The sequence below is a fragment of the Flavobacteriaceae bacterium genome (assembly GCA_003443635.1).
In the GTDB taxonomy this organism is placed as follows: Bacteria; Bacteroidota; Bacteroidia; order Flavobacteriales; family Flavobacteriaceae; genus AU392.
This window is the reverse complement of the sequence record CP031964.1, coordinates 1,666,274-1,692,917: the sequence shown is the minus strand read 5'-3', so window position 1 is coordinate 1,692,917 and position 26,644 is coordinate 1,666,274. Positions and strand designations below refer to the sequence as shown.

The following is a 26,644-nucleotide window of genomic DNA, read 5'->3' as shown; positions in this document are numbered from 1 at the left end:
TACTTAACAAAATGGGATGCTTATATTTGAAAAAAATATTTTTATGACCGTTTATATCTCTCGTAATTTTTTAATTACCTCTCTCCTACTAACATTATGTTTTAGTTGTAAAAAAACACAAACAGGTGATGTTATTTTATCAAATATTAATATTGTGAATATTGAAGATGGTTCGCTATCTAAAAATATGGATGTATTTATTAACGAAAATAAAATACAAACTATTCTTCCTCATAATGAAGTTAACCTAGAGTCTGATCATATTGTAGATGGTACAAATAAATATGTTATTCCAGGTTTATGGGATATGCACGCACATATTAGATCGTATTCAGATAGTGATAACTTACCTATGTTTATTATGTATGGTGTTACTGGTATAAGAGATTTAGGAATTACCAATCATGAGCTTATAAAACACTGGAAACAACAAATAGAAAATAAAGAAATTATAGGACCTCGTATTATTTCATCTGGAGTTATTATTGAAGGCGCAAGTGCTCGTTTTCCAAGTTCAGTAGTTATAAATGAGTTAGAAGATGTAAAGCCCACCTTAGATTCGTTAATTGCCCAAGATATTGAAGTCGTTAAACTATTTCAAAACATTCCATCCGACGTATTTAAAGAAATTATAAGTTATTCTAAAGAAAAAGGAATTGTAACCTCAGGTCATATCCCTGGAGATATGAATCAGATTTCTGCTGCCAAAGCTGGTTTAGGTTCTATTGAACATTTATTTGGAATTGGTAATACTCTATCCAATTATAGCGATTTTAACTTTACAGAAGAAGAAATTAAAGCATTAGCTAAAGTTCTTATTGAAAATGAAACTTATCAATCGCCTACGATGGTAAATTTAGAATATTTTGTAAAACTTGGAGAAGCTAGTAAGGATAAGAATTTAGAAAAATTATTATTTGAAACCAATCCACAATTGGAGCTTACACCCACTTATTTTAAAGCATGGTGGTCTTCAATTAGGAAACGAAATATGGAAAATTTCAGTCAAGATAATTATAATAACTTTAAAAAGCGTTTAGCATTTAACGGAAAAATTATTAATAAACTTCACGATTTAGGAGTAAAAGTATTAGCAGGTACTGATGTACCAAACCCATATATAATTACTGGTATTAGTTTACACGAAGAATTAGTGCAATATGTAAATGCAGGTATGACTCCTGCCGATGCTTTAAAAACAGCAACCCTATACCCTGCTCAATATTTTAAGCATAGTGAGTCTTTAGGTTTAGTTGACGAAAATTATATTGCAGATCTTGTAATTTTAGATGCCAACCCATTAGAAGATATTACCAATACACAAAGAATTCACGCTGTACTATACAACGGACAATTGCATACTGATGAAAATTTAGATGATTTAAAGTCAAATCAACTAGCAGATTTATCTGAATATTCATCAACAGATTTTGATCAATATATTTATATGGATGTAAGACGAAATGGAATTGATGCCGTTAGAGCAAAATATCCGACAGTTGAAGATAATGAAAACTACACTATAAAAAAACATCATTTACAACGTTTGGCAGAAGTATTAGAAGATGGATTACAGCTAGAAGAAGCTAAAAAAGCATTAGAATGGAATACAGAACTATTTCCTGAAAAAAGATAAATTATCTTATTAAGATTATAAAAAAAGCCGAAGTATGTACTTCGGCTTTTTTTAGTTCTTGTTAATTCAGTAAAATTTATTATTTCTTATTCTGAGGAATATCTCTATTAATCTCAACCATATCCACACTATTAGGTTCTACTCCTAAAAAATGCTCACTAAAGAAATCCGCTTTTAACCAAAAGAAATACTCACTTAGTCTGCCATAACCATGACGTTGCCCTGGCATAATTCTATAATCAAAACGTTTATTGGCTTTTATTAAAGCATCAGCCATACGTACAGTTCCTCCCGGATGTACATTGTTATCTATATCTCCAGTAACCAGCATTAAATGGCCCTTAAGATTTTTAGCTAATTCTTGATTAGTATCAATCTTATATTTATAACTCACTTTGCCATCAGCATCTACTTCTTCTTTAACACCGTGATGTGTTTCACTCCACCAACGATTATAAATTCTATTATCATGATTCCCGGATGATGATACAGCTGCTTTAAAGAAATCAGGATATACTAACATTGCGGCAGTAGACATAAAACCACCTCCAGAGTGACCGAAAATTCCAACTTTATCAATATTAATATAATCATATTTATCTGCTAACTGCTCTGCAACATATTTTTTATCAGCTAAACCATAATCTCTTAAATTACCATATCCATAATTATGATACCATTTTGAACGATCTGGATGCCCTCCTCTATTTCCTAAGGTAATAACTACAAACCCTAATTGTGCCATACGATCTGTTCTATTCATTCTTGCACTAAATGATTTCCCAACAGCTTCTGTTTGTGGTCCCGGATATACATATTCGATTAGTGGATACGATTTTGTAGTATCAATATCGAATGGACGATAAATTACTCCATAAATATCAGTAATTCCATCATCTGCTTTTACTTTAAAAGGTTCAGGGAATTGGTATCCTGAGGCAAATAACTGAGATAAATCGGCTTCTTCTAACTTCATCACTAAATTACCCGCGCTATTTCTTAATTCAGATTTAGGTATCGTGTTTACTCTAGAATAATTATTCACAAAGAATCCATTAGAATCTCCCATACTTACAGTCGTATTATAATCTCCTGGATTTAAACTTTTTAATCCAGTACCATTCAAGTTAATACGATACAAATGAGAATAATATGGATCTTGATCGCTTGGCACACCATTAGCATTAAAAAATAACGTTCTTGCCTTTTCATTTACGCCAACAAAACTACTAACATGATACGACCCTTTAGTAATTTGATTTTTTAAATTACCATTACTATCATATAAATAGAAATGTGCCCATCCATCACGCTCTGCCCAATGTAACATTTCGGTTTCATTATTAAATAAAACTAATGGGCGTGATTCTATATAGGTATTAAAACGTTCTTCGATCAATACTTTTACTTCGCCGGTATTAATATCTGCTACACAGATATCTAATTTTTTACGATCTCTGCTAATGGTATTATAATAAATTTTACCTTGTTTAGATAATAGTAAAGAAGGTCTAAAATCATCATCAAAATTTGAACGTTTTGTCGGAGCACGATACACTTGTACATTTTGTTGTTTTACAGTATCTAATTGTACTTTATTAATACTTTTAGACGGTACATCAAAAATCATTAGCTCTGTTTTCGTGAATTCTTGTTCCCCAGGCATTTGATATTTATATGTTTCTAATGTAGGTCGTTTGCTATTAGTTGTGTTTACTAGCCAAAGATCTTTTAAATCTCTTTGATCTGTTTTTTGAAATACAAACTTCTTAGAATCATGATTCCATATAACAAATACAGGTTTTCTATCATCTTTATTTTTCTCTTTAGTTTCATTATTCTCTCCTCTAGAACCACCACCATAACTAAAATGCTCAATACCATCTGTAGTCCATTGATGTTCTACAATTGTACTATCCTTTTCATCTTTAACTGCTTTTAGGTAGTTCTCTTTATCCATCCAATATAAATTGAAATTTTTAGAAAACACTACAATAGAGCTATCTGGAGCTATGTTAGCCCAACGCTTTCTATCATCTTCTTTTTTAGAGTTGTCTATTAGTGTTAAACTATTACTTCCTAAACGATACTCAAAATGATATACTTTTTTCTCTGTTTTAGACTTTTTCTTACTTTTCTTTTTGTTATCTCCTTCTTTTTTATCTTTCTCATCCTCTTTTACAGGAACATCTTCTGTAGATGTTACTCTAAAACGAATTGCTGTTTCATTTTTAACAAATTTAAAGTTGAATACTGGCAAGTGTTGGCCATCATAAGGATCTTTAGTGATCTCTGTTAGCCATTTTGCCATTTTTTCATTATCAAATAATTCTGAGCGTGTGCGCCTGTCTGCATCTACTAGATAATATTTTGAGCCTTCAGAAGTTTTATACTGATACCAAAACCTATTCCCTGATTTTAACCAATGTGGGTTTACATTTGTAGAATGTACAATCTTACCTAACTTAGTAGGTGAAAATTTAGAAGCTAATCTATAGTTGGGAATTGGAGTTTCTTTTTGCTGTGCAAAAACAAAATTAATACTAAGAAATAGTATTAATAATAATGTAATTTTTTTCATAATGAATAAGCTACTAGAAGTTTAAAATTTAGTTCGTGTTGCAAATTAATGATTTATTCTAATTAAATCATTCTTAAAGAAATCACAAATTATTTAAATAAGAAGCTTTATTTTATATCACAATTATGAGCATATAAATTAAACATTTAAGGTTTTTTTTAGTTTATTTGTCTAATAATCAATCATTATATATGAGAGCTCTTATTTGCGCAACTGCATTATCTATAGTTGGATCTTGTTCTAACTTAAGTAATAAAGAAGAAATTCAAGTAATCAAGGATAATATAGTTATTGAATCACCAAATACAATAATGAAATATGCTAATACGATTACATCTTATGATTTAGAAAAACACTTATATACTTACGCTTCTAGAGATTTTGAAGGAAGGGGTGTAGGTACTAAAGGGCAGAAAAAAGCAGCAGAATATTTAAAAAATTATTATATTTCTCAAGATGTTCCTTCTCCATTTAAAAACGACAATTACTTTCAAACAATACCAAAATCATATTTAGGTGATGATTTTAATGATTCAGAAAATGTATTGGCCTATATTAAAGGAAGTGAAATTCCTGAAGAAATCATTATAGTTTCTGCACATTTAGATCATGAAGGTATTCAAGATGGAGAAGTCTATTTAGGAGCAGATGATGATGGTTCTGGTACTGTAGCATTATTAGAAATGGCACAGGCTTTTAAAGAAGCCAAAGATGCGGGTTTTGGCCCCAAACGAAGTATTTTATTTTTACACACAACTGCAGAAGAAATTGGATTGCAAGGATCACGATATTATACAGAAAACCCTGTGTTTCCTATAAAGAATACTGTAGTAAATCTTAATATAGATATGATAGGCCGTATAGATAGGGTTCACGAAAAAAAAACTAAAACAGATTATCTATATTTAATTGGAGCAGATCGCTTAAGTACAGAATTACATTATGTTTCTGAAGCAATTAACAATCGTTTTTTTAATATTGAATTAGATTATAAATTTAATGATGAAAATGATAGTAATGATTTTTATTCCCGATCAGATCATTATAATTTTGCTGCTAAAGGAGTTCCTGTAATCTTTTATTTTAACGGAGAACATGACGATTATCACAAACCTACAGATACTCCAGATAAAATAGAGTATGGCTTATTAGAAAAACGAACGCGTTTAATTTTTGCTACAGCTTGGCAACTAGCCAATCAAAAGAATCGTATTACTGTAGATAAATAGTAATTTAAAAGGATTTTATTGTTAAAAATTGTTAAAAACAAAGTATAAAAATCTTCCTTAGGTTTTCTTTTTTGTAATATCGCAAAACATTCACTTTAATCATTTTATAATGAAAAAAACAATCCTATTTTTGGGAGTTATTGCAATGATATCATCTTGCAAGCCTGAACCAGCTGATGTAAATGAGTATGCTAATACGATTACTTCAGACGAATTAAAAGAAAAATTATATACTTATGCATCTGACGAATTTGAAGGTCGTGAAACTGGGCAACCAGGTCAGAAAAAAGCAGTTGAGTATCTTAAAAATCACTATGTAAACTTAGATATTCCTTCACCAATTGCTGAAGGTGATTATTTTCAAGAAGTCCCTTTACAAACCATAGGAACACCTAATGTAGAGCTTACTGTTAATGGAAAAACATTTAATTATTTTGATGATTTAGTTTCTTTAAACGGAGCTCCTTCAGCTACTTTAGATGCAACTGATATTGTTTATGCTGGGTATGGAATCAATACAGAAGAATATAATGATTATGAAAATCTTGATGTAACTGGAAAAATCGTAGTAATTAAAGAAGGTGAGCCTCAAAATGCTGATGGTACTTATTTAATTAGTGGCACTAAAGAGAATTCAGTTTGGTCTAATGGACGTCAAGCTTTAACTCCTAAACGTGAAGCAGCGAAAGAAAAAGGTGCAGCTGCAGTATTCTTTATGAGCAATGACTTATTCCCAAGGTATTCTGCAGGGTATAAGAGAATAGCAGAAAGTGGAGGGAGTAATCGCTTATCTATTGTAGGTGGTGAAGCACCTATTCATCATTTTATGATAAATGAAAATTTAGGAAAAGCTTTAGTTAAAAATATCAACTCTAGTAATACAGGAGCAATAGTAAATTCTAAAGTGTCTCTTAATTATGAAGCTGTAACTACACAAGTAGGTTCTGAAAATGTAGCAGCAGTATTAAAAGGAACAGAAAAGCCTGATGAATATATTATTATTTCTTCACATTTAGATCATATTGGTATAAGTGCTGATGGTCAAATAAATAATGGTGCCGATGATGATGGTTCTGGTTCGGTTGCTGTTTTAGAAATTGCTGAAGCTTTTAAAGCTGCTGCAGAAAAAGGACATGGTCCTAAACGTTCTATTTTATTTTTACACGTTACTGGTGAAGAAAAAGGGCTTTTAGGTTCTCAATATTATGCAGATTTTGATCCAATTGTTCCATTAGAAAACACTGTAGTTGATTTAAATATTGATATGATTGGTCGTATTGATCCTAAACGTGAAAGTGACAACCGTGATTACGTTTATTTAATTGGTGCTGATAAATTAAGTTCTGAATTACATAATATTTCAGAAGAGATCAATTCAAAATATACAAATCTTGAATTAGATTATACGTATAATGATGAGAATCATCCAGATCGTATTTACTATCGTTCTGATCACTGGAGTTTTGCAAAAAATAATATTCCAATTATATTTTATTTTAATGGTACACATGATGATTATCACAGGCCATCTGATACACCAGATAAAATAGAATATGATTTATTAGAAAATCGTACACGTTTAGTATTCTATACAGCATGGGAATTAGCAAATCGCGAAAATCGTATTGTAGTAGATAAAGTTTCAGCTATAGAATAAACTGGAGTTACTTCTCAAAATAAAAAAGCCTTTCAATATTCATATTGAAAGGCTTTTTTATTATCATTCCGTATTTAAATTACTTTCACAAAAAAAGCTTCTTATTTCTAAGAAGCTTTTACTTTTTGGGTGGAAGACCGGGTTCGAACCGGCGACTTTCGGTACCACAAACCGACGCTCTAACCAGCTGAGCTACAACCACCATTTGTAGTGCGTTTTTAAACGCGTGTGCAAATGTAAATTATTTCGCTTTTTCTGCAAAGGTTTTTACATTATTATTTTAAATCAAATAATGATTCTACTGCAACAAAACGTTCGACAGTAAATCCTTCAGCATATTCTACTCCTATTAAACGTCCTAAGTCCTTGGCTCTGTAAACAATACTCTCTGTAAAGTTTTTACTAGAGATTGGAGTATCTGGTTCACCCTCATACTTAGGGTTAAAAAATTGAGTTTGATACGCTTCAACTGCAGCCATCTTGACATCCATATAACCAGAAACATCTACTACAAAATCTGGCTCTAAATTTTTCCATTGAATGTAATGATATACTTGCTTGGGTCTCCATGGTTTCTGTTTCTCTCCGTTCAATTCAGTTTCAATTTTAATCAATCCACTTAAAAAACAGGCATCACTAGCAAGGTTACTTCCTTTTGGATGATCTATATGCCTATCATCAATTGCATTGCATAATACAATGTCTGGTTGATATTGTCTTATTTTTTTTATTAATTCTAATTGATGTTCTTTATTATTTATAAAAAATCCATCTGCAAAAGCCATATTCTCTCTTACGGCGACTCCTAAAATTTTTGCGGCTTCTGCAGCCTCTCCATCTCTAATTTCAGCACTTCCTCTGGTACCTAACTCTCCACGGGTAAGATCTAAAATTCCAACTTTTTTACCACTGGCAACTTCTTTAGCAACTGTTGCAGAACAAGCTAATTCTACATCATCTGGATGTGCTGCAATACACAATATATCTAATTTCATTATTTTACTTTTAAGTGTAATATATTAATAGCTCATTGCTGGAGTTTTTGCAGCAATTGCTATAGCTTGATCTATATCTTTTATAATATCTTTTTTATCTTCAATACCTACTGAAAAACGAATTAAATTATCTGTAATACCTTGTGATGCTCTATCTTCAGGAGTTAACAATGCATGTGACGTTTCTGAAGGCAATATCATAGTACTTTCTACTCCTGCCAAGCTCATCGATGGTTTTATCATTTTTAAAGCCTTTAAAAATGCTTTTGCATCTATTACTTCCGCCAACTCAAAAGAAAGCATAGCTCCATAACCATTCATTTGCGTTTTTGCTAATTTGTGATCTGGATGAGATTTTAATCCTGGATAATATACTTTAGTAACTGCTTCATGCTTATCTAAATACTTTGCTATCTTTTTTGCATTACGTCCGTGAGCTTTTACACGGATCCCTAAAGTTTTCATACTTCGTTCAAGCATCCAAACCGTAAAATCACTTAGACTCCCTCCTGTTGTAATAGCAAATTTCCAGATTGCATCCATATTTTCTTGAGAAGTTGCTATTGCACCTGCACAAATATCACTATGACCACCAAGGTATTTAGTTGCACTATGCATTACAATATCAATTCCAAAGTCGATTGGAGTTTGTACTACCGGAGATGCAAATGTATTATCTATAGCCGTAATTATATTTTTAGATTTTGCAATATCTGCTACTCCTTTTATATCAACAAGCTTTAATAATGGATTAGAAGGTGTTTCAATATAAATCATTTTTGTATTCGCTTGAATTGCGTTTTCAAAATCTGAAACTTCTAGCCCCTTCGTAAATGTATATTCAATTTGATATCTATCAAATTGTGTTTCAATTAGGTTACGTGTACCTCCGTAAATATCATTCTGTAATACAATATGATCTCCTGCTTTCAAAAAAGCTAATAACCCACTGCTAATAGCTGCCATACCAGATCCAAAAATCATTCCTGCTTCGGCATGCTCTAAAGCTGCTACTTTTTTACTTAAAAACTCTTGATTAGGTGTATTAAAATAACGAGGGTAACGTTTTACATCCACATCCATAAATTCATAAGAAGATGATAAATATATAGGTGAAACAGCACCTTTAAATTGTTCGTCTTTTATTTCCCCTACATGGGTACAAATTGTATTTAACCCTATATTTTCTTTTGCCATAAACCTATTTATTTTAAACATCAAATTTATGAAAAGAATAGGAGAAACAGTTCTGGTCTTAACAAAATAATGGCAATAGCATTACACCTTCACTAGCTTCCACTTTCCTTTTCGAAACCATATAATTCCTATTACTGCTATTAATATTTCGGCGAGTGTTATGGCCCAAAAAACCCCTTTAGGGCCAGCTTCAAATGTAATTGCAACTATATATGCAAAGGGTAATTGAAACATCCAAAAACATATAAAGTTGATATAAGTTGGTGTTTTTGTATCACCTGCTCCATTAAATGATTGAATTACTACCATTCCATAAGCATAAAAAATATAACCTGCAGCAATCACCTTCAAGCACAAACTTCCAGATTTTACCACTTCTGGACTATTATTAAATAAACTAATAATTTGAGTAGAGAACACTATATAAATAACAGATACAATACCCATAAAAATGGCATTATATTTTCCAGTTTTCCAAACACTCTGTTCTGCTCGTTCGGGTTTTTGAGCTCCTAAATTTTGCCCCACCAAAGTTGCAGCAGCATTACTCATTCCCCATGAAGGCATTAATGTAAACATCATTACTCGAATGGCTATGGTATATCCAGCGACTACATCACTACCAAATTCACTCATAATACGCATTAAAAACACCCAACTAGATGTTGCTATTAAAAATTGACCAATACCACCTAAAGATACTCGTACTAAATTAAGCATAATGCTTAACTTAATCTTAAGATCTGCAAATGCAATTTTAATTTTACTCCATCCATAAAATAAAGCAAGTAATTGAAATATAACAGCAGACCCTCTACCTATTGTAGTTGCAATAGCTGCTCCTTCAACACCATAAGCAGGAATAGGACCTAATCCAAAAATAAATATGGGGTCTAATATAATGTTTAAACCATTTGATAATATTAAAGTCCACATGGCAATAGAAGCATTTCCTGCACCTCTAAAAATGGCATTTATCAAAAATAAAAGCATAATGGTAACATTACCTCCCAAGAGTATTTTAGTATATCCATACCCTTCGGCAATAAGGTCTTCTTCAGCACCCATTAATCCTAAGATTTCTTTAGAATAGAGAATACCAATAGTGCTAATAATAGCAGCAATACTTATTCCTAATATAATTACTTGTACAGCAGCCTGAGAAGCTCCTTTAACATTCTTTTCTCCTACACGTCTAGCTACAATTGCTGTAGCGGCCATACTCAAACCAATCGCTACAGCATATACTAAAGTAATTACAGATTCTGTTAACCCTATAGTTGCAACTGCATTTACACTAACACGAGAAACGTAAAATGTATCTACTAGTGCGAAAATAGATTCCATAAGCATTTCAAGAATCATCGGTATAGATAGCATAAATACTGCCCGACGTATGCTTCCTGATGTAAATTCTTGCTCTTTTCCAGAAAAAGCTATTTTAAAATATTGAAGAAATTGTTTTATTGATATTTTGCTTTTTGAATGCATTTTTAATTATGTTGAAAAGTAAGACATAGCTAAACATTATACATATTTAGCATTTTTTGATTGTCGAGAAGATATTGTCGACAGAGTTCGGAAACATAATTTAAGCAATCATAGTCACAAATATGATAAATTATTTTGAGATTAACAACAACCTCTTCTAATTATAAGTATTTGTATCTTGCACTCTAATTACAAAAATGCCTACACACACCGAACATCGTCATTTTATATTGCATAAACCTTATGGTTATTTAAGTCAATTTATATACGAAGGCAAGCGTAAAGCTCGTAAGAGAAAATTAGGTGAATTATATAATTTCCCTGATGGAACAATGGCAATTGGTCGTTTAGATGAAACTTCTGAAGGCCTACTCTTTTTAACAACTGACGGAAAAGTAAGCGAGTATATTAGAAGTAAAAAGGTAGAAAAAGAATATTATATACAAGTAGATGGTATTATTAATGCAGAAGCTATTGAAAAGCTGCAAAAAGGTGTTGAAATTGGTGTTGATGGTGAAAAATATCTAACCAAACCTTGCAAAGCTCATTTAATTAGTTCTACAGAACATTTACCTATTGCAAACCGGCACGTAAGAGATGAACGTCACGGTCCAAAAAGTTGGGCATCTATAACTATATCCGAAGGCAAATTTAGACAAGTACGTAAAATGACAGCAGCAGTAGGATTCCCCACATTGCGTTTAGTACGGGTTCGTATTGGAGATATTCATTTAAATATTAAAACTGGTGATGTAATAGAAGTAAAACACTTTTAGTTTACTTCGGCTCTAAAAACATCACATAATCATAACTTTCATCTAAAAGTTTTGCCACATTACCTAAATCAGACAACATTTCTTCTGTAATTAAAATATAGCCTTTCATTATAGCTCCATATGATTTATATAGAGTAGTATCAAACTCCTTCATATATTTTTCCTGAGCTTCTTTTGAAAAGCGAATTCCTATTTCACAAGTTTTATTATATAAAGAAAACATATAACCGTTTGCAGAGGTATATGGCATTGTTTTACCTTTTCTTTTAAACCTTGAGCATTTACTTACTAAAGCATTATATGTTTTTAGTTTTTCTTCCCACATATCATTCTTTTTCAGGTGACATAAACTTATAAGTTATTCCTGCTAAAATAGCACCAACTATTGGAGCTAACCAAAATAGCCACAACTGGTCTAATGCCCAATCTCCGACAAATAAGGCTTGACTTGTACTACGTGCTGGATTTACAGATGTATTTGTTACTGGTATGCTTATTAAGTGTATTAAAGTTAATCCTAGGCCTATTGCTAAGCCAGCAAAACCTTTTGGCGCTTTTGAGTGTGTTGCTCCCAGTATGATGATTAAAAACATAAAAGTCATCACGACTTCAGTTACTAAAGCAGACATCATACTATATCCGTCTGGAGAATGTTCTGCATAACCATTAGCTGCAAAGCCTCCAATTTCAAATCCCGATTTCCCGCTAACAATAAGATACAAAATTCCTGCACCTGCAATACCTCCTAACACTTGAGATAGAATATAAGGAATGAGCTCTTTTTTATCGAAACGCCCTCCCATCCAAAGTCCAATAGATACCGCTGGGTTTAAGTGACATCCTGAAATATGGCCTATTGCATAAGCCATTGTAACAACAGTTAAACCAAATGCAATTGCTACTCCTACAAATCCAATTCCTAACTCAGGATAACCAGCAGCTAAAACAGCACTTCCACAACCTCCTAACACTAACCATAAGGTTCCTATAAATTCTGCAATTAATTTTTTCATATTCTTAATTTTTAGTTAATAGTTGTTTTAAAAATAACATAAAAAACTAAGTCTTGCTAAAAATTAATTATAGTCAATTAATTTAAGTGGATTAAAAAGCGTTAAGGTTTTCTTTGATTAAATTTTATAAATCAGTGATCTTACTCAATATATTTTCTAATTTTCTAGTTGATGTAATTCTTTTTCAGTGAATTTTCTAAAAGCTAATTTATATCCTTCGAAACCTGCGATTCCATAAAATAATAAATCGATTGGACTAAATGCTTCAGACATTATTGGTATTAATTGGCTATAATCAAACATTCCAAGTGTCTCTATATATCCTAAGTTTTCCAAATTTGCAACAAATCCAATAATCCCAAAGAAATTACCCAACAAACAACTAATTACTGCTACTATTGCACCAGTAATTCCAAAAATTTGGTCTATTCCTTTCCCTAAAAAGCGCATTGATAATCCTACTCCTGCTCCTATAGCTATTGCCATATAACCGATCTGATATTCTGTAGCTACTGTAATAGCTGCCCATAATATAGCACCAATAACACCAACAACAATACTTCCTATAAGTGCTCTTCTATAGTTTTGTTCTAATTTAAATTTTTCAATATGTTTATCAGATAACTTATATAATGCATCTTGATGTTCTACTGCTTGAGTATCATCTAATTTTTCGACAATTGTATCATCTAGTTCATATGATTTACATTCATTATCAAAATCAGCAATTTTTCCTGTAATATTGCAAACTAGCCCAATTTGCATATTCAATTCTCTATTAACACATTTTTTACAGAATTTTAAGTGTTCGTCCCTTGTCATCTAATTTTAAGTTATTGGTTAATGCCTTAAAACTAGTACAAAAAAAGTCCTATTCAAAAAATTCTTACATTTTTCGATAAATTGAGCTTATGGAGAGTTGAGTTACAAATTCTATTTGAGAATTTAAGCTCTATGTTTTACTAAAATATAGTTTGTATTTTCTATAAGCAAAAAATGCAATAAGAGCAATTACGGCAACAGAAATACCTGCGTATAAAACACTTATCTCTTGGTCATCTTTTGCATAAGAATGTAGTCCAGCAAGATAGAAGTTTACACCAAAATATGTCATCATAATACTCGCAAAAGCAAAAATAGACATTAAATTAAATCCAAAACGCCCTCGTAACCCAGGAATTAAACGCATATGTAACACAAATGCATAAATCATAATACTTATTAATGCCCAAGTTTCTTTAGGGTCCCAACCCCAATAACGCCCCCAACTTTCGTTAGCCCACATACCTCCTAAAAAGTTTCCGATAGTTAGCATTACCAAACCAACAGTCATAGACATTTCATTAATAATTGTAAGCTCTTTGATATTGAGCCACATCTTATCCTTATTAGTTTTATTAGTTAGTAACATTAAGAATAATCCAACTATACCTAAAATCATTGCTAATGTAAATGGCCCATAACTCCCTACAATAACTGCAACGTGTATCATTAACCAGTAACTATCTAAAACTGGTTGTAAATTTGCAATGGCAGGATCCATCCAATTCCAATGTGCAATCATTAAAATCATAGAAGTTACAAACGCTGTGGCTGCAATTGTGATTTCACTTTTTCTACCAAAAAGCAATCCAAATAACATCGTTGCCCAAGCTACATATATCATTGACTCATAAGCATCACTCCATGGTGCATGACCAGAAATATACCACCTTGCAATTAGTCCTAAAGTATGCAATGCAAATAACCCAATAATAATATACTTAAAGATCTTTACGCTTATACTTATAGCTTTACTTCTATCTTTAAAAATCTGAACAATTAAAAAGATAAACATTAATGTACCTGCATACATATACCAACTAAAGAGTTTTTTAAAAATATCGTATTTATTATATTGTATTTCTGTATCTATCTTTTTATCACTTAACATCACTTCTCCTCCATACTTAAGCTGTGTACGTTTTACAGCTTCTAACAAGCGTTGACTTTCAGTAAAATCTCCTGTAGTTTTACCTTGATTAAGCATATACAAATAAGCTTTAAATCCAGTATTTATAAACTTGTCATATAGAGAATCACTAATTTGATAATCAGTCTCTTGATTTTCTAATGCAGAAACCCATTTATTGTTTTCATGATCTGGAATTGGAAATAATTTTAAATAACGCCCTTCAATACTATTATACAGTAAATTAACACGCTCATCTGCTTCAATAAATTCTTTTTGATATCCGTTTCTTAGATGAGGAGCAGTTTCATAAGCTTCCCTTCTGTAAGGTTCTAATTTATATACACCATCATCAGTAAAAAAATCGGCTAGAGTTGCATATTTTTGAGAATACTCAATTCCAATAATATCTCTAACAGTGTCTGCTTTTTTGTTCTTTAAATAAATGACTGGAACATTATACCATAATATTGGACTTTCCTGAATGGATAAAAACACCTGATTTGCTTCAATATCTTCATAAGTATCACTTTTACTTAATTTTCGTAATAATTCTGAAGCATATGTATTTATAGGCATCATTCGCCCACCAAGGTCCTGTATAACAAGTCTTCCAAATTTATCAGCTTCAGATTTAGGAGGTATGTTAGCTTTTAAGATAGAATCAACAACCGTTTTATCTGGTGCAATTCTTGCAACAGGGTTACTACTATGATCATGGCCATCATTTGCACTGTGTTGCTCTTGTGCCTGGCTGTTTAGTGCAAATGCAATAAGTATTACCGAAAGCAGTTTTGATTTTTTAGATTTTATTTTTTCTAGTTGATTTCTCAAATAATCAAAACGTGTGTTTTTAGCAAACATAATGGCCATTAACCCAAAATATAATAGCAAATATCCTAAATATGTAATTCTGGTTCCCCAAGCATCATGATTAACCGATAAAATTGTTCCTAATTCATCTGGATCGAATGCATTTTGAAAAAAACGATAGCCTTGATGATCTAAAATATTATTCATAAAAATGCGATAATCATAATCTCCTTCTTTACTATCTATAATAGTTACTTCACTAGCGAAGGCAGAAAACACATTTTCTGTCCCTGGTTGTTTATCTGCAATAAAATCATTCAACTTTACATCAAAAGGTAATTTCTGTACTCTTGAACCATATTTAAATGCAAAATCTAATCCACCTATTTTAATTTCTTTAAATGCATTATCTCTACCTTGGCTACCAACAAGACCTACAGTTTTAGTTTCTCCATTTGCAGTTATCTTTAATATAACTCCATCTTCATCATTTTTAAGACGTTCTGATTTTTTTACGACAGCAAATTTGCCTCTTACTACAGGTTTTGGAAACACTAAGGACTGATTCCCAATAGTATATAAGGATCTTAATCGCAAAGGCTGCACGCTATCTTTTACTACAGTGCCCTGTTGTTGCGTTGCCATTACTAAATAATCTCCTTCATAAGGAGATTGAATTGTTAATGTACTATCTGTATAAGTTATATTTACCGCGCCATTTGTAGGTTTGTTTAATGCGTACAAAACATTATGAATACTAGCAATATCACCAACTTTTAAAAAATGATTATGAGGTTGTCCTCCAGCAGATTCAACTATTTTTAAATATGAATCTCCAGAATCACTTTCAACAATATCCTCCTCGGCACCAGCTATAAAATCTTGTAGTTCTATGATAATTGGTTGCCCGTTATAATTTGTTTTATATTTAAACTTGTTTTTTAGACGAGGTGAAAAATCAACTTCTTTATAAATGGGTAAACGCTGTTGTACGCCATCAACATAATAATCTCCATCTACATAAGCAGTGATATATGTGTTTCGGCTTAAAAAAGTATTTTCTGTTGCACCTTCTCTAATACTCATCACGCCTTCAAATCCAATATAGCGTGTAATAAATGCACCTAATAAAATAAAAATGAAAGATAAATGTAATATTAAAACAGACCATTTTTCTTTTCTAAATAAACGGTAGCGAAAAATATTACCACAAAAATTAACCATAAACATAAACATAATACCTTCAAACCACCAGGTATTGTAAATTAAGTTTCTAGAGTAAGGTGTTGGAGAAGTATCTTGCCCTGCATCCATGAATGTTCCTGTAGCCATTGCAGCCGCAAAAACAATAAATAAAATACCAGTAAGTCGAGTGGAAAACAGAATATTGGAAAGTTTTTTCAACATAGCGAAAACGTCTATTTTAAAGTCGTGCAAAGGTAATTAATTTCTTTATAAAGATGCTTTAATCCACAATGTTTTAACAGGACATTATTCCCTCATAAAGTATTATATTTAGTGTTATCTAGCTTCAAATATTTTTAAATATAAAAATGTTCCCATTTTTCGAGCTCTACGTTTTGCATTTTCAGCATAATCTCCTTCAAAAAGCTCATCAATTGTTTGAAACCAAAGGTTAAGCCAAAGTCCAAAATGTAATTCTGTGATTGTGTTATTATGAACTTTATCTACTTTAATATGAGCCTCCATAGGGTTTCCTAAATATTTTGTTTTTAAAAACAAACTTGATTCCCAAAATGTAGTTAAAAGCTCAAAATGTGCATCCCAATCTTTAATAGTAGTATTAAAAAAAGGTCCCAAAACACTATCGTTTCTTACTTTTTTATAGAATGAACTCACTAATAAAAATACATCCTCTCGCGTTTTAATATCTTTTTTAATCATTGTTTACAAAGATATAGTAATCTACTTTTAAATACCACAAGACTTACTTATTTTAGCTTCATGATAAACACCGTCATAATAGGCGCAGGAAACGTTGCAACGCATTTATTTAATGCTTTTTACAATGCAAAAAACATATCTGTTTCGCAATGGTATGCTCGTAATTTAAATGATATTCAAGTTTTTTCTAATAAAACAGCAATCACAGATAAATTATCTGATTTGAATGATGCAGATATTTATATTATTGCTGTTAGTGATGATGCCATTGCGTCGTTATCGTCTAAGCTTCCATTTAGTAATAAACTTATAGCACATACCTCTGGAAGTGTAGGTTTACCTGATCTAAATAATAAAAATCATCGTAGTGTATTTTATCCATTACAAACATTTTCAAAAACAGCAGAAATAGATTTTTCTGAAGTTCCGATTTGCATAGAAATTGAACGAAAAGCAGATCTTAATCTTCTAAAAACTTTAGCTAATGAAATTGGCAGTCCTTTTTATAAAGTGAACTCAGAACAACGCAGTGCTTTACATCTCGCTGCTGTGTTTGTCAATAATTTTAGTAATCAGCTCTATCGTATTGGGCATGAGATCACAGAAGCCTCAAATGTAGAATTTGATATATTAAAACCTTTAATTAAAGAAACAGCTCGTAAAATAGAAGGATTATCTCCTTTTATGGCACAAACTGGGCCTGCAAAGCGTAACGATAAAAAAACAATTCAAAAGCATTTAAGTGCTTTAACCAATAAAAAACATAAAGCTGTTTATGAGCTTATGACAAAATCAATACAAGATACTTATGGCAAAAAGTTATAAAGAATATTTAGAGCAAATTACAACTTTTATTTTTGATGTAGATGGTGTGCTTACTGATGGTACTGTTACCATTATGACTTCAGGTGAAATGCTACGTAAAATGAATATTAAAGATGGTTACGCTATAAAAACTGCTATTGATAAAGGTTATAACATTTGTATTATTTCTGGAGGCTCTAATGAAGGTGTTCGAAACCGATTAAAGGGCTTAGGTGTTAAAGATATTTATCTCGGGGCACATCAAAAGATTAAACAATATGAGGAATACTTACATATTTATGAAATAAACCCAGATAGTGTATTGTATATGGGTGATGATATTCCTGATGTTCCTATTATGAAACAAGTTATTTTACCATGCTGTCCTCAAGATGCGGCTAATGAAGTAAAAACCATTTCCAAGTATATTTCTCATAAAAATGGTGGAAAAGGAGCTGTTCGTGATGTGATTGAACAAGTACTTAAAGTACAAGGTAAATGGGATAGTAATTTTGATGCAAAGTACGATTGATTTATTTTGAACAAACCAACAGTTAATGTCTCTATTAAACCTCATCCGTTGGAAAAACTTATTAATGATTGCATTAGTGCAATATTTAATTAAATATGCTTTATTCAAACCTTTTAATGTTGAAATTACATTAAACGATTTTGTATTTACCCTGCTAGTAATAGCAACATTATGCATTGCAGCAGCAGGAAATATTATTAATGATATTTACGATGTAGAAACAGATTTAATAAATAAACCCAATAAGGTAATCATTAGTAAAACAATTTCGGAAAAAGCAGGACTCACTTATTTTATTATTTTTTCTGTGATCGGTATTGGTTTAGGATTCTATCTTTCTAATTTTATTGGAAGAAGCGGTTTTTCAGCAATATTTGTGATTATTTCTGCATTACTTTATATCTATGCTACTTATTTAAAACAAACATTTTTAATAGGTAATATAATTGTGTCGGCATTAGTAGGAATGGGCATTATAATCGTTGGGTTATTTGAATTATTACCTGCGATTACAATTCAAAATCAGCAATTACAATTAACTCTATTTAACATTTTGTTAGACTATGCCCTATTTGCATTTATGATTAATTTATTACGTGAAATCATTAAAGATATTCAAGACATTGATGGCGACAACAAATTAGAAATGAAAACATTACCAATAGTAATCGGTAGAGAACGTGCAACTAAAGTGGTTTTTGGATTTTCATTAATTTCACTATTTGCAATTGTATATTACGTTATTAATTATTTGTATAAACAGCCTGTTTCTGTAGGTTATTTTATTATTTTTATTATCGCTCCGCTATTCTATTTTACAATTAGGGTTTTTAATGTTGAAACAAAAAAAGAATTGCAAACACTATCTAATCTTTTAAAACTAATAATGCTAACAGGTATTTTATCTATCTTACTTTATCCTTTTATTTTAAAATAATGCTAAACGAAAAATTAAAAGATTATACATTAGTTCTTGCATCTGGTTCACCTAGACGACAACAGTTTTTTAAGGATTTAGGTCTGGATTTTAAAATTATATTAAAACCTGTAAAAGAAGAATACCCAAAACGTTTACGTCATATTGAAATCAGTAATTATTTAGCACAATTAAAATCACTTCCTTTCGATAATAGTTTAAAAGATAATACTATTTTAATTACTAGTGATACCATAGTTTGGCACAATAATAAAGCATTAGGAAAACCTTTAGACCATCAAGATGCATTTAAAATGTTACAATCACTAAGTGGGCAAGAACATGAGGTGATTACTTCGGTTTGTTTTAAAACTAAAACAACTCAAAAAACAGTATATGCAACTACAAAAGTTACTTTTAAAAATTTAACAGATGCTGAAATTTGGTATTATATCAATACTTATAATCCTTTGGATAAAGCCGGGGCTTATGGTATACAGGAATGGATAGGTCAAATTGGTGTCATTAAAATTGAAGGCTCTTATTTTAACGTAATGGGATTGCCTGTACATCTTGTTTACGAAACGTTAAATGAACTTGTAGATAAGTCATAGCATTGTAACTTTATGCTAATTTAAAATGATTAAAAAATGAAAACGTTATATTATATCAATCGGGTTTTTATTGCTAGTATTCTTTTATTGAGCTTTAATGCTTGTAAAAATGAAACTTCTAAATCTGAGGTTTTAGCAACGAATCTTGAAACCTCAAAAGAAATTTACCAAGAAGCTACTGATCTTTCTGAAGAGTTTAAAAAATATTGGTATTCAGGAGAAGCAGAAATTACTTCTTATAACTTAAAACAAGTACAATATGGAGAGCCAAGAGATGGGAGTGCTGTTTTAATATATGTTACCGAAGATTTTTTACCTGAAAAACAAGTAAAAGCTGATCGCCAAAATCCAAATAATATACCTATTTTAAAATTAAACAGAACTAAAAATTTTATTACTGGTATTTATCCTTATTCAATTATGCAGAGTACTTTTTTCCCTGTTTCAAATAATCGACATGCTATAAAAGTATCAAGTTCTGTACAAGAATGGTGTGGGCACCAATATGCACAATTAAATAATAGAGGTAAATTTGAAATCAAATCACATGCATATTTCGAAAGAGATGCTGATAATGATCTTTCATTAGATAAAGCTATTTTAGAGAACGAGCTTTGGACTAAACTTCGTATTGACCCTAAAAGTTTACCAATTGGTAATCTACAAATTATTCCTTCTTTAGAATACTTTCGTTTAACTCATAGGCCAACTAAAGCTTATAAAGCTAAAGCAACTTTAACAAAAGGAAGTTATACTATTGAATATCCCGATTTACAACGTACACTAGTAATTTCATTTAATGAAGTTTTTCCTTATGATGTTTCTGGATGGACAGAAACATCTCAACGAAGAGGAAAAACACTAATAACAACAGCGACAAAAAAAGTAACAATAAAATCTCCTTATTGGGGTAAAAACAGCCCTAAAGATGAAGCTTTAAGAGAAGTACTTCAACTTAATTAATGCATTTTTTTATTCGTTAAATAAAGATTAAAACCTGTTTGTATCCTAACTGTCTTTTTTATATTTGGCAGATTAGCAAAAATCTAATTTTATAATGCGAAAACCAATACTTATATTACTTTTAGTAATATTTACTTCTTATGTGCCCCAAGCACAGCAACCACAAAAACCATCAGCTTCAGAAATTTTAGAATCTATTCAAAAACTAAATTTTTTAGGTTCAGTTTTATATGTTGCTGCACATCCAGATGATGAGAATACACGTTTAATTTCTTATATGTCTAATAAAGTTAAGGCAAGAACTGCTTACCTTTCATTAACTAGAGGTGATGGTGGTCAAAATCTTATTGGGCCAGAAATTAGAGAACTATTGGGAGTTATTCGTACACAAGAGCTTTTGGCTGCAAGACGTGTAGACGGTGGTGAGCAAATGTTTACAAGAGCCAACGATTTCGGGTATTCTAAGCATCCAGACGAGACGCTTAAAATCTGGGAAAAAGATAATGTATTAAGTGATGTAGTTTGGGCTATACGAAAATTTAAACCAGACGTAATTATTAATAGATTTAACCATAGAACACCAGGTACAACACATGGACATCATACGAGTTCTGCAATGCTAAGTGTTGAAGCTTTTGATTTGGTAAATGACAAAAACGCATTTCCAGATCAACTTAAAAATGTAGATGTTTGGCAACCTAAACGCCTCTTCTTTAACACAGGGCGGTTTTTTTATAGAAATCAAGAAGATTTTGATAAAGCAAGTAAAGATTTAATAAATTTTGATGTAGGCGTTTATTATCCATTAAAAGGATTATCTAATAATGAAGTAGCATCTTTAGCTAGTAGTCAACATCTTTGTCAAGGGTTTGGTAGGTTAACACGACGTGGCTCACAACAGGAGTATATTGAATTTTTAAAGGGAGAATTCCCAGAGGATAAGTCTAATGTATTTTCTGGTGTAGATACTACTTGGAATCGTATTGGTGAAGGCGGTCAGTTTATAGGTAGTATTTTATATGATATTGAAAAGAATTTTAATTTTAAAGACCCATCAACTCATTTACCAGAGTTACTTATAGCTTACAATTTACTTCAAAAAACAAGTGATGCGCACTGGAAAACGATTAAGAGTAAAGAATTAAAAGCTATTATTGAAGCTTGTGCTGGATTGTATTTAGAAGCATCTGTTAGCTTACCTACAGTAAGTACAGGTAGTGACATTAATTTAAATATTGAAGCTTTAAACAGAAGTAATATAGAAATAGAATTACTTTCTTATAATATTTCAACAACAAATACTCCTATTCTAAAAAATACGACATTAAAAGAAAACACGCGTCAAAACTTTAGAGAACAAATTACTATTCCAAATACATTACATACTACTTCTCCATATTGGTTAGATAATAAAGGAAGTTTAGGAATGTATCATGTAAATGATGACACTTTAATTGGTTTACCAGAAACACCACGAACTGTAACTGTAGATTTTTATTTAACTATAAATAAAATACCTATCACATTTACTAAAGATTTGGTATATCGCTATTCGCAACCAGATAAAGGTGAATTATATCGTCCATTTGAAATTATTCCTGAAGTAGCAGTAAGCATTAATGATAAAGTATTCATTTTTGAAAATGATAAACAAAAAGAAATACCAGTTACAATAACAGCAGGAAGAGATAACTTAAGAGGAAGTGTAAGCTTAGATATTCCAACAGGTTGGAAAGTAACACCTCCTCAAGATATTAATATTGTCAATAAAGGTGAAACTAGAACATTAGTATTTACAATCACTCCTCCTCAATTTCAAAGTGAAGGAATTATTACCCCTAAAGTTAATATTGATGGAAAGATATATTCAAAAGAATTAATAGAGATTAATTATAGTCATATTCCTATTCAAACTGTATTGTTACCTAGCGAAAGTAAGGTGGTTCGTTTAGATATTCAAAAAGTAGGTAATAATATTGCTTATATAGAAGGTGCTGGTGATGTAGTTCCTGAAAGTTTAGAGCAAATTGGATATAATGTTATAAAAATTAAGCCTGAAGAGATTACTCCAGAATATCTATCTCAATTTGATGCAGTAGTTGTTGGAATTAGAGCATACAATACTATTGCTGAGTTAAAATTTAGACAAAGGCACTTATTAGATTTTGTGGCACAAGGCGGTAATATGATTGTACAATACAATACTAGTTTTAGATTAACTGTGGATACTAAAGAATTAGCTCCATTTGATTTAAAATTGTCTCGTGATCGTGTTACAGATGAACATGCAGAAGTACGTTTTTTAAATACAAATCACTCTATATTAAATTACCCTAATAAAATTACAAAAAATGACTTTGAGGGATGGGTTCAGGAGCGAGGTTTATATTTTCCAAATGAATGGGCTAGTGAATTCACTCCTATTATTTCAATAAATGATAATGGAGAAACACCAAAAAATGGTAGTTTACTTGTGGCTAAATACGGTAAAGGACATTACATTTATACAGGTTTAAGTTTCTTTAGAGAATTTCCTGCTGGTGTTTCTGGAGCTTATAGATTATTTGCAAATATGTTATCCATTGGGAAAGACAATATAAAAATTGACAAAAAACTAAACGATTAAAACTTAATATGTCCGACAACATTCAACCTAAAGAAAAATGGAAGAAGTTATACTCCATTGTCCTTATTGCTAATGTGCTTTACATCATTCTTTTCTATTTAATAACTGCTACATTCTCATAATATGCAACTAAATTGGATAGATTGGGTAGTGCTTTGTATCACATTATTAACTATTGTTGGATACGGCACTTGGAAAACAAGAGGAAGTAAAAACGTACAAGATTATGTACGAGGTGGTAATACTTCAAAATGGTGGACTATAGGTTTATCTGTAATGGCTACTCAAGCTAGTGCGATTACTTTCTTGTCTACTACTGGACAAGCTTATTCTGATGGAATGGGGTTTGTTCAATTTTATTTTGGATTGCCAATTGCGATGGTTATAATTTGTTTAGTATTTATTCCGTTATATCATCGCTTAAAAGTGTTTACTGCCTATGAATATCTTGAAAAGCGATTTGATTTAAAAACACGAACACTTACAGCTATTTTATTTTTAATACAAAGAGGATTAGCAGCTGGGATTACTATTTTTGCGCCTGCCATTATATTATCTGTTGTATTAGATTGGAATATAGTATATCTCAATATTATTATAGGATTACTTGTTATTATTTATACAGTTTCTGGAGGAACTAAAGCTGTTAATGTGACTCAAAAGCAGCAAATGATTGTCATTTTTGCAGGGATGTTAGCAGCATTATTTATTATTTTAAATTTAATCCCAGAAGACGTTTCATTTACTAATGCACTTGATATAGCTGGAGCAAGCGGAAGGATGGAAATCTTAGATTTTTCATTTGATTTAGAAAATAGATATACCGTTTGGACTGGACTTATAGGAGGTACGTTTTTAATGCTTTCTTATTTCGGAACTGATCAAAGCCAAGTACAACGTTATCTTTCTGGAAGGTCAATGAAAGAGATGCAGTTAGGATTACTTTTTAACGGTTTATTAAAAGTACCTATGCAATTTTTTATTCTTTTAGTTGGTGTAATGGTATTTGTATTTTATCAATTTAATCCTGCGCCATTAAATTTTATAGATTCATCAACAAAAGCGGTATTAAATTCAGAGTATTCACAACAATATCAAGAACTTCAACAAAAGCAAAATGTTCTTTTTGAACAGAAAAAAGAATTAAGTATACAACTTGCTAAAAGTGATAATTCAACTACTAGAAAAAATTTAATTGCTTTAGATAGTATTGAAAGAGTTCATCGTTTGGAGTCAAAATTCTTAATTAAGAAAGCTATTGACACTGTGTATGCAAACGATTATGATAAATTAAATTCAGAGGTTTTAGCTCTTAAAACAAATCCTGAAAGTGAAGCTTATAAGGAAAAACAAGCTGAATTGAAAACTTTATATGGAGACGCTGCTAAAGACACAAAAACAAATGATAGAGATTATATGTTTATCACATTTGTATTAAAAAATCTACCTATTGGTCTTATTGGGTTATTATTGGCAGTGATCTTATCTGCCGCAATGTCATCAACAGCTTCAGAAATTAATGCATTAGCAACTATTACATCTATAGATTTATACGGAAGAAATCAAAAAGAAAATAAAGGAGAAGGTCACATGGTAAAGGCTACCAAATGGTTCACTTTTGGTTGGGGTATTGTTGCAATTATTATTGCATGTTTTGCCAATTTGGCTGAAAACTTAATCCAATTAGTTAATATTATTGGTTCCATTTTTTACGGAAACGTTCTAGGTATTTTCTTGTTAGGGTTTTTCTTTAAATTTATAAAAGCTAATGCTGTATTTGTTGCTGCAATTATTACTCAAATTACTATTATCAGTTTATACTTTTTAGATGAATACGAAATTATAAACCTTCCATATCTATGGTTAAATTTCGTGGGATGTATACTTGTAATTATAATAGCAATGCTTATTCAATCATTCAGCAAAACGAAATCTACTGATGATTTATAATTTGTAGAGAAATAATAAATCAGATTATCGATATAATAAAAAAGAGCATAACTTTCGTTATGCTCTTTTTCTATAAATTAAAGTTGCATTTTATTATTTTATCCACTCAGCAATAGAATCTTTATTCAATTTAATATAATCAGCATTTCCAGCTGTCTCTGCATATTGAAGAGATTTTTTAGCAGCAGCAATTGCTCCTTTTTTATCTCCTGCTTTAGCATATATTAATGATTGTTGTCTTAAAAACCAGAAACGTGGTTCAGCATTGGTTAGAGAAATAGCTTTATCAATCCAAGTTTTAGCTTTAGTGATATCTTTTTCGTTTTCTAAATAATATACTGCAGCTGCATAAAAATCGTTTTCACTAGGAGAACCACTCATTGCCCTATCTATACTTGCCATAACTGCCTTATCGGTAGGTACTCCAAACGGAATCCCCACATAGGTATTTTCCCATATAATGCCAATATTAGCTGTAGTATTTGTAATATCATCAATAGACATTGTATACGATTGAATAGTAATTGGAATTTGGTTTGCAGTTACTGTAGTTTTTGCTGCAACTTTACTTTCGTCTAATTCTTGAGGTGCCCCATTACCTTGATGTTCTGTATAAAAGTAAACTTCCCAAGAGTTAGCTTCTGGTTTAGTGAAAATAGCGTAAGAGCCAGCTTTAAGAGTTTGTCCGTCTATAGTAACATCTGTACTAAAATTAATTTTTGTTCTAGCATTTGCTCCTGTCCTCCAGATTGCTCCAAATGGCACTAAGTTTCCAAAAATTTTCCTTCCTCGCATTGCTGGTCTAGAATATTCTAATGTTACATCAGTTAACCCCACTTTTTGCTCTACTTTAGAAAACGGACTAGGTTGTGGTGTTTGTATTTGTGCATTTACGTTATACATCATAACAAATGCTAGTACTAATAATACTATTTTTTTCATTTTTAGTGATTTTTAGATATGGTTATCAAATTAATGCTATAAAATTACATAAT

The 26,644-nt window shown here is 31.1% G+C and carries 21 protein-coding genes and 1 tRNA gene; 11 read left to right on the top strand and 11 right to left on the bottom strand.

What is annotated here, in order from left to right; translation table 11 throughout:
• The first annotated feature begins 16 nt into the window (after positions 1-16).
• The gene (locus tag D1817_07685; protein AXT19763.1) at positions 17-1,636 is read left to right on the top strand and encodes a hypothetical protein; all 1,620 of its coding nucleotides are present in this window, start codon (positions 17-19) and stop codon (positions 1,634-1,636) included.
• Positions 1,637-1,715: 79 nt separating this feature from the next.
• On the opposite strand, the gene D1817_07680 is transcribed toward D1817_07685, so the two are convergent.
• The gene (locus D1817_07680) at positions 1,716-4,217 is read right to left on the bottom strand and encodes a S9 family peptidase (protein ID AXT19762.1); all 2,502 of its coding nucleotides are present in this window, start codon (positions 4,215-4,217) and stop codon (positions 1,716-1,718) included.
• Positions 4,218-4,408: 191 nt separating this feature from the next.
• Here D1817_07680 and D1817_07675 point away from each other — a divergent pair, with 191 nt between their 5' ends.
• Together D1817_07675 and D1817_07670 are read left to right on the top strand one after the other, a co-directional pair.
• The gene (locus tag D1817_07675) at positions 4,409-5,446 is read left to right on the top strand and encodes a M20/M25/M40 family metallo-hydrolase (protein AXT19761.1); all 1,038 of its coding nucleotides are present in this window, start codon (positions 4,409-4,411) and stop codon (positions 5,444-5,446) included.
• Positions 5,447-5,555: 109 nt separating this feature from the next.
• Positions 5,556-7,103 (top strand): peptidase, encoded by a 1,548-nt coding sequence (locus D1817_07670; GenBank protein ID AXT19760.1) that lies wholly within the window; start codon positions 5,556-5,558, stop codon positions 7,101-7,103.
• A 126-nt stretch (positions 7,104-7,229) separates the two neighbouring features.
• Here D1817_07670 and D1817_07665 read toward each other — a convergent pair.
• From D1817_07665 to D1817_07650, 4 genes are all read right to left on the bottom strand, one after another.
• A tRNA-His gene (locus D1817_07665) sits at positions 7,230-7,305 on the bottom strand.
• 73 nt (positions 7,306-7,378) lie between these two features.
• Positions 7,379-8,098, bottom strand: a complete 720-nt coding sequence (gene bshB1 / locus D1817_07660) for a bacillithiol biosynthesis deacetylase BshB1 (GenBank protein ID AXT19759.1) — start codon at positions 8,096-8,098, stop codon at positions 7,379-7,381.
• Positions 8,099-8,122: 24 nt separating this feature from the next.
• Positions 8,123-9,295 (bottom strand): PLP-dependent transferase, encoded by a 1,173-nt coding sequence (locus tag D1817_07655; GenBank protein AXT19758.1) that lies wholly within the window; start codon positions 9,293-9,295, stop codon positions 8,123-8,125.
• Between the two features lie 81 nt (positions 9,296-9,376).
• Positions 9,377-10,786, bottom strand: a complete 1,410-nt coding sequence (locus D1817_07650; GenBank protein ID AXT19757.1) for an MATE family efflux transporter — start codon at positions 10,784-10,786, stop codon at positions 9,377-9,379.
• Positions 10,787-10,983: 197 nt separating this feature from the next.
• On the opposite strand from D1817_07650, the gene D1817_07645 reads away from it, so the two are divergent.
• Entirely contained in the window at positions 10,984-11,562 is a 579-nt protein-coding gene (locus tag D1817_07645) for a pseudouridine synthase (protein ID AXT19756.1), read from the top strand.
• 1 nt (position 11,563) lies between these two features.
• On the opposite strand, the gene D1817_07640 is transcribed toward D1817_07645, so the two are convergent.
• From D1817_07640 to D1817_07620, 5 genes are all read right to left on the bottom strand, one after another.
• Positions 11,564-11,887: a hypothetical protein gene (locus D1817_07640; protein ID AXT19755.1), complete on the bottom strand. Its 324-nt coding sequence runs from the start codon at positions 11,885-11,887 to the stop codon at positions 11,564-11,566.
• Position 11,888: 1 nt separating this feature from the next.
• On the bottom strand, positions 11,889-12,575 hold the full coding sequence (locus D1817_07635; GenBank protein ID AXT19754.1) for an aquaporin Z: 687 nt from the start codon (positions 12,573-12,575) through the stop codon (positions 11,889-11,891).
• A gap of 156 nt (positions 12,576-12,731) precedes the next feature.
• Positions 12,732-13,397, bottom strand: coding sequence for a hypothetical protein (locus tag D1817_07630; protein AXT19753.1), 666 nt, complete (start codon positions 13,395-13,397; stop codon positions 12,732-12,734).
• A gap of 130 nt (positions 13,398-13,527) precedes the next feature.
• On the bottom strand, positions 13,528-16,746 hold the full coding sequence (locus tag D1817_07625; protein AXT19752.1) for a cytochrome C biogenesis protein: 3,219 nt from the start codon (positions 16,744-16,746) through the stop codon (positions 13,528-13,530).
• Positions 16,747-16,860: 114 nt separating this feature from the next.
• Positions 16,861-17,244, bottom strand: a complete 384-nt coding sequence (locus D1817_07620; GenBank protein ID AXT19751.1) for a group III truncated hemoglobin — start codon at positions 17,242-17,244, stop codon at positions 16,861-16,863.
• Between the two features lie 60 nt (positions 17,245-17,304).
• On the opposite strand from D1817_07620, the gene D1817_07615 reads away from it, so the two are divergent.
• From D1817_07615 to D1817_07585, 7 genes are all read left to right on the top strand, one after another.
• A complete protein-coding gene (locus tag D1817_07615) occupies positions 17,305-18,069 on the top strand; it encodes a DUF2520 domain-containing protein (protein ID AXT19750.1) in 765 nt (254 codons plus the stop codon).
• Positions 18,053-18,580: an HAD-IIIA family hydrolase gene (locus D1817_07610; protein ID AXT19749.1), complete on the top strand. Its 528-nt coding sequence runs from the start codon at positions 18,053-18,055 to the stop codon at positions 18,578-18,580. The genes D1817_07615 and D1817_07610 overlap by 17 nt, the downstream gene beginning before the upstream one ends.
• Positions 18,581-18,605: 25 nt before the next feature.
• The gene (locus tag D1817_07605; protein ID AXT19748.1) at positions 18,606-19,517 is read left to right on the top strand and encodes a prenyltransferase; all 912 of its coding nucleotides are present in this window, start codon (positions 18,606-18,608) and stop codon (positions 19,515-19,517) included.
• Positions 19,517-20,110 carry a septum formation protein Maf gene (gene maf / locus D1817_07600; protein AXT19747.1) on the top strand — a complete coding sequence of 198 codons (594 nt, stop codon included), beginning with the start codon at positions 19,517-19,519 and terminating at the stop codon, positions 20,108-20,110. Before D1817_07605 ends, maf begins: the two co-directional genes overlap by 1 nt.
• A 36-nt stretch (positions 20,111-20,146) precedes the next feature.
• Positions 20,147-21,073 carry a septum formation inhibitor Maf gene (locus D1817_07595; GenBank protein ID AXT19746.1) on the top strand — a complete coding sequence of 309 codons (927 nt, stop codon included), beginning with the start codon at positions 20,147-20,149 and terminating at the stop codon, positions 21,071-21,073.
• A 94-nt stretch (positions 21,074-21,167) separates the two neighbouring features.
• Positions 21,168-23,699, top strand: coding sequence for a PIG-L family deacetylase (locus D1817_07590; GenBank protein ID AXT19745.1), 2,532 nt, complete (start codon positions 21,168-21,170; stop codon positions 23,697-23,699).
• 123 nt (positions 23,700-23,822) lie between these two features.
• Positions 23,823-25,649, top strand: coding sequence for a sodium:solute symporter (locus D1817_07585; GenBank protein ID AXT19744.1), 1,827 nt, complete (start codon positions 23,823-23,825; stop codon positions 25,647-25,649).
• A gap of 93 nt (positions 25,650-25,742) precedes the next feature.
• Here the strand turns inward: D1817_07585 and D1817_07580 are convergent, their stop codons facing one another.
• On the bottom strand, positions 25,743-26,591 hold the full coding sequence (locus tag D1817_07580) for a DUF2911 domain-containing protein (GenBank protein AXT19743.1): 849 nt from the start codon (positions 26,589-26,591) through the stop codon (positions 25,743-25,745).
• Positions 26,592-26,644: the final 53 nt, after the last annotated feature.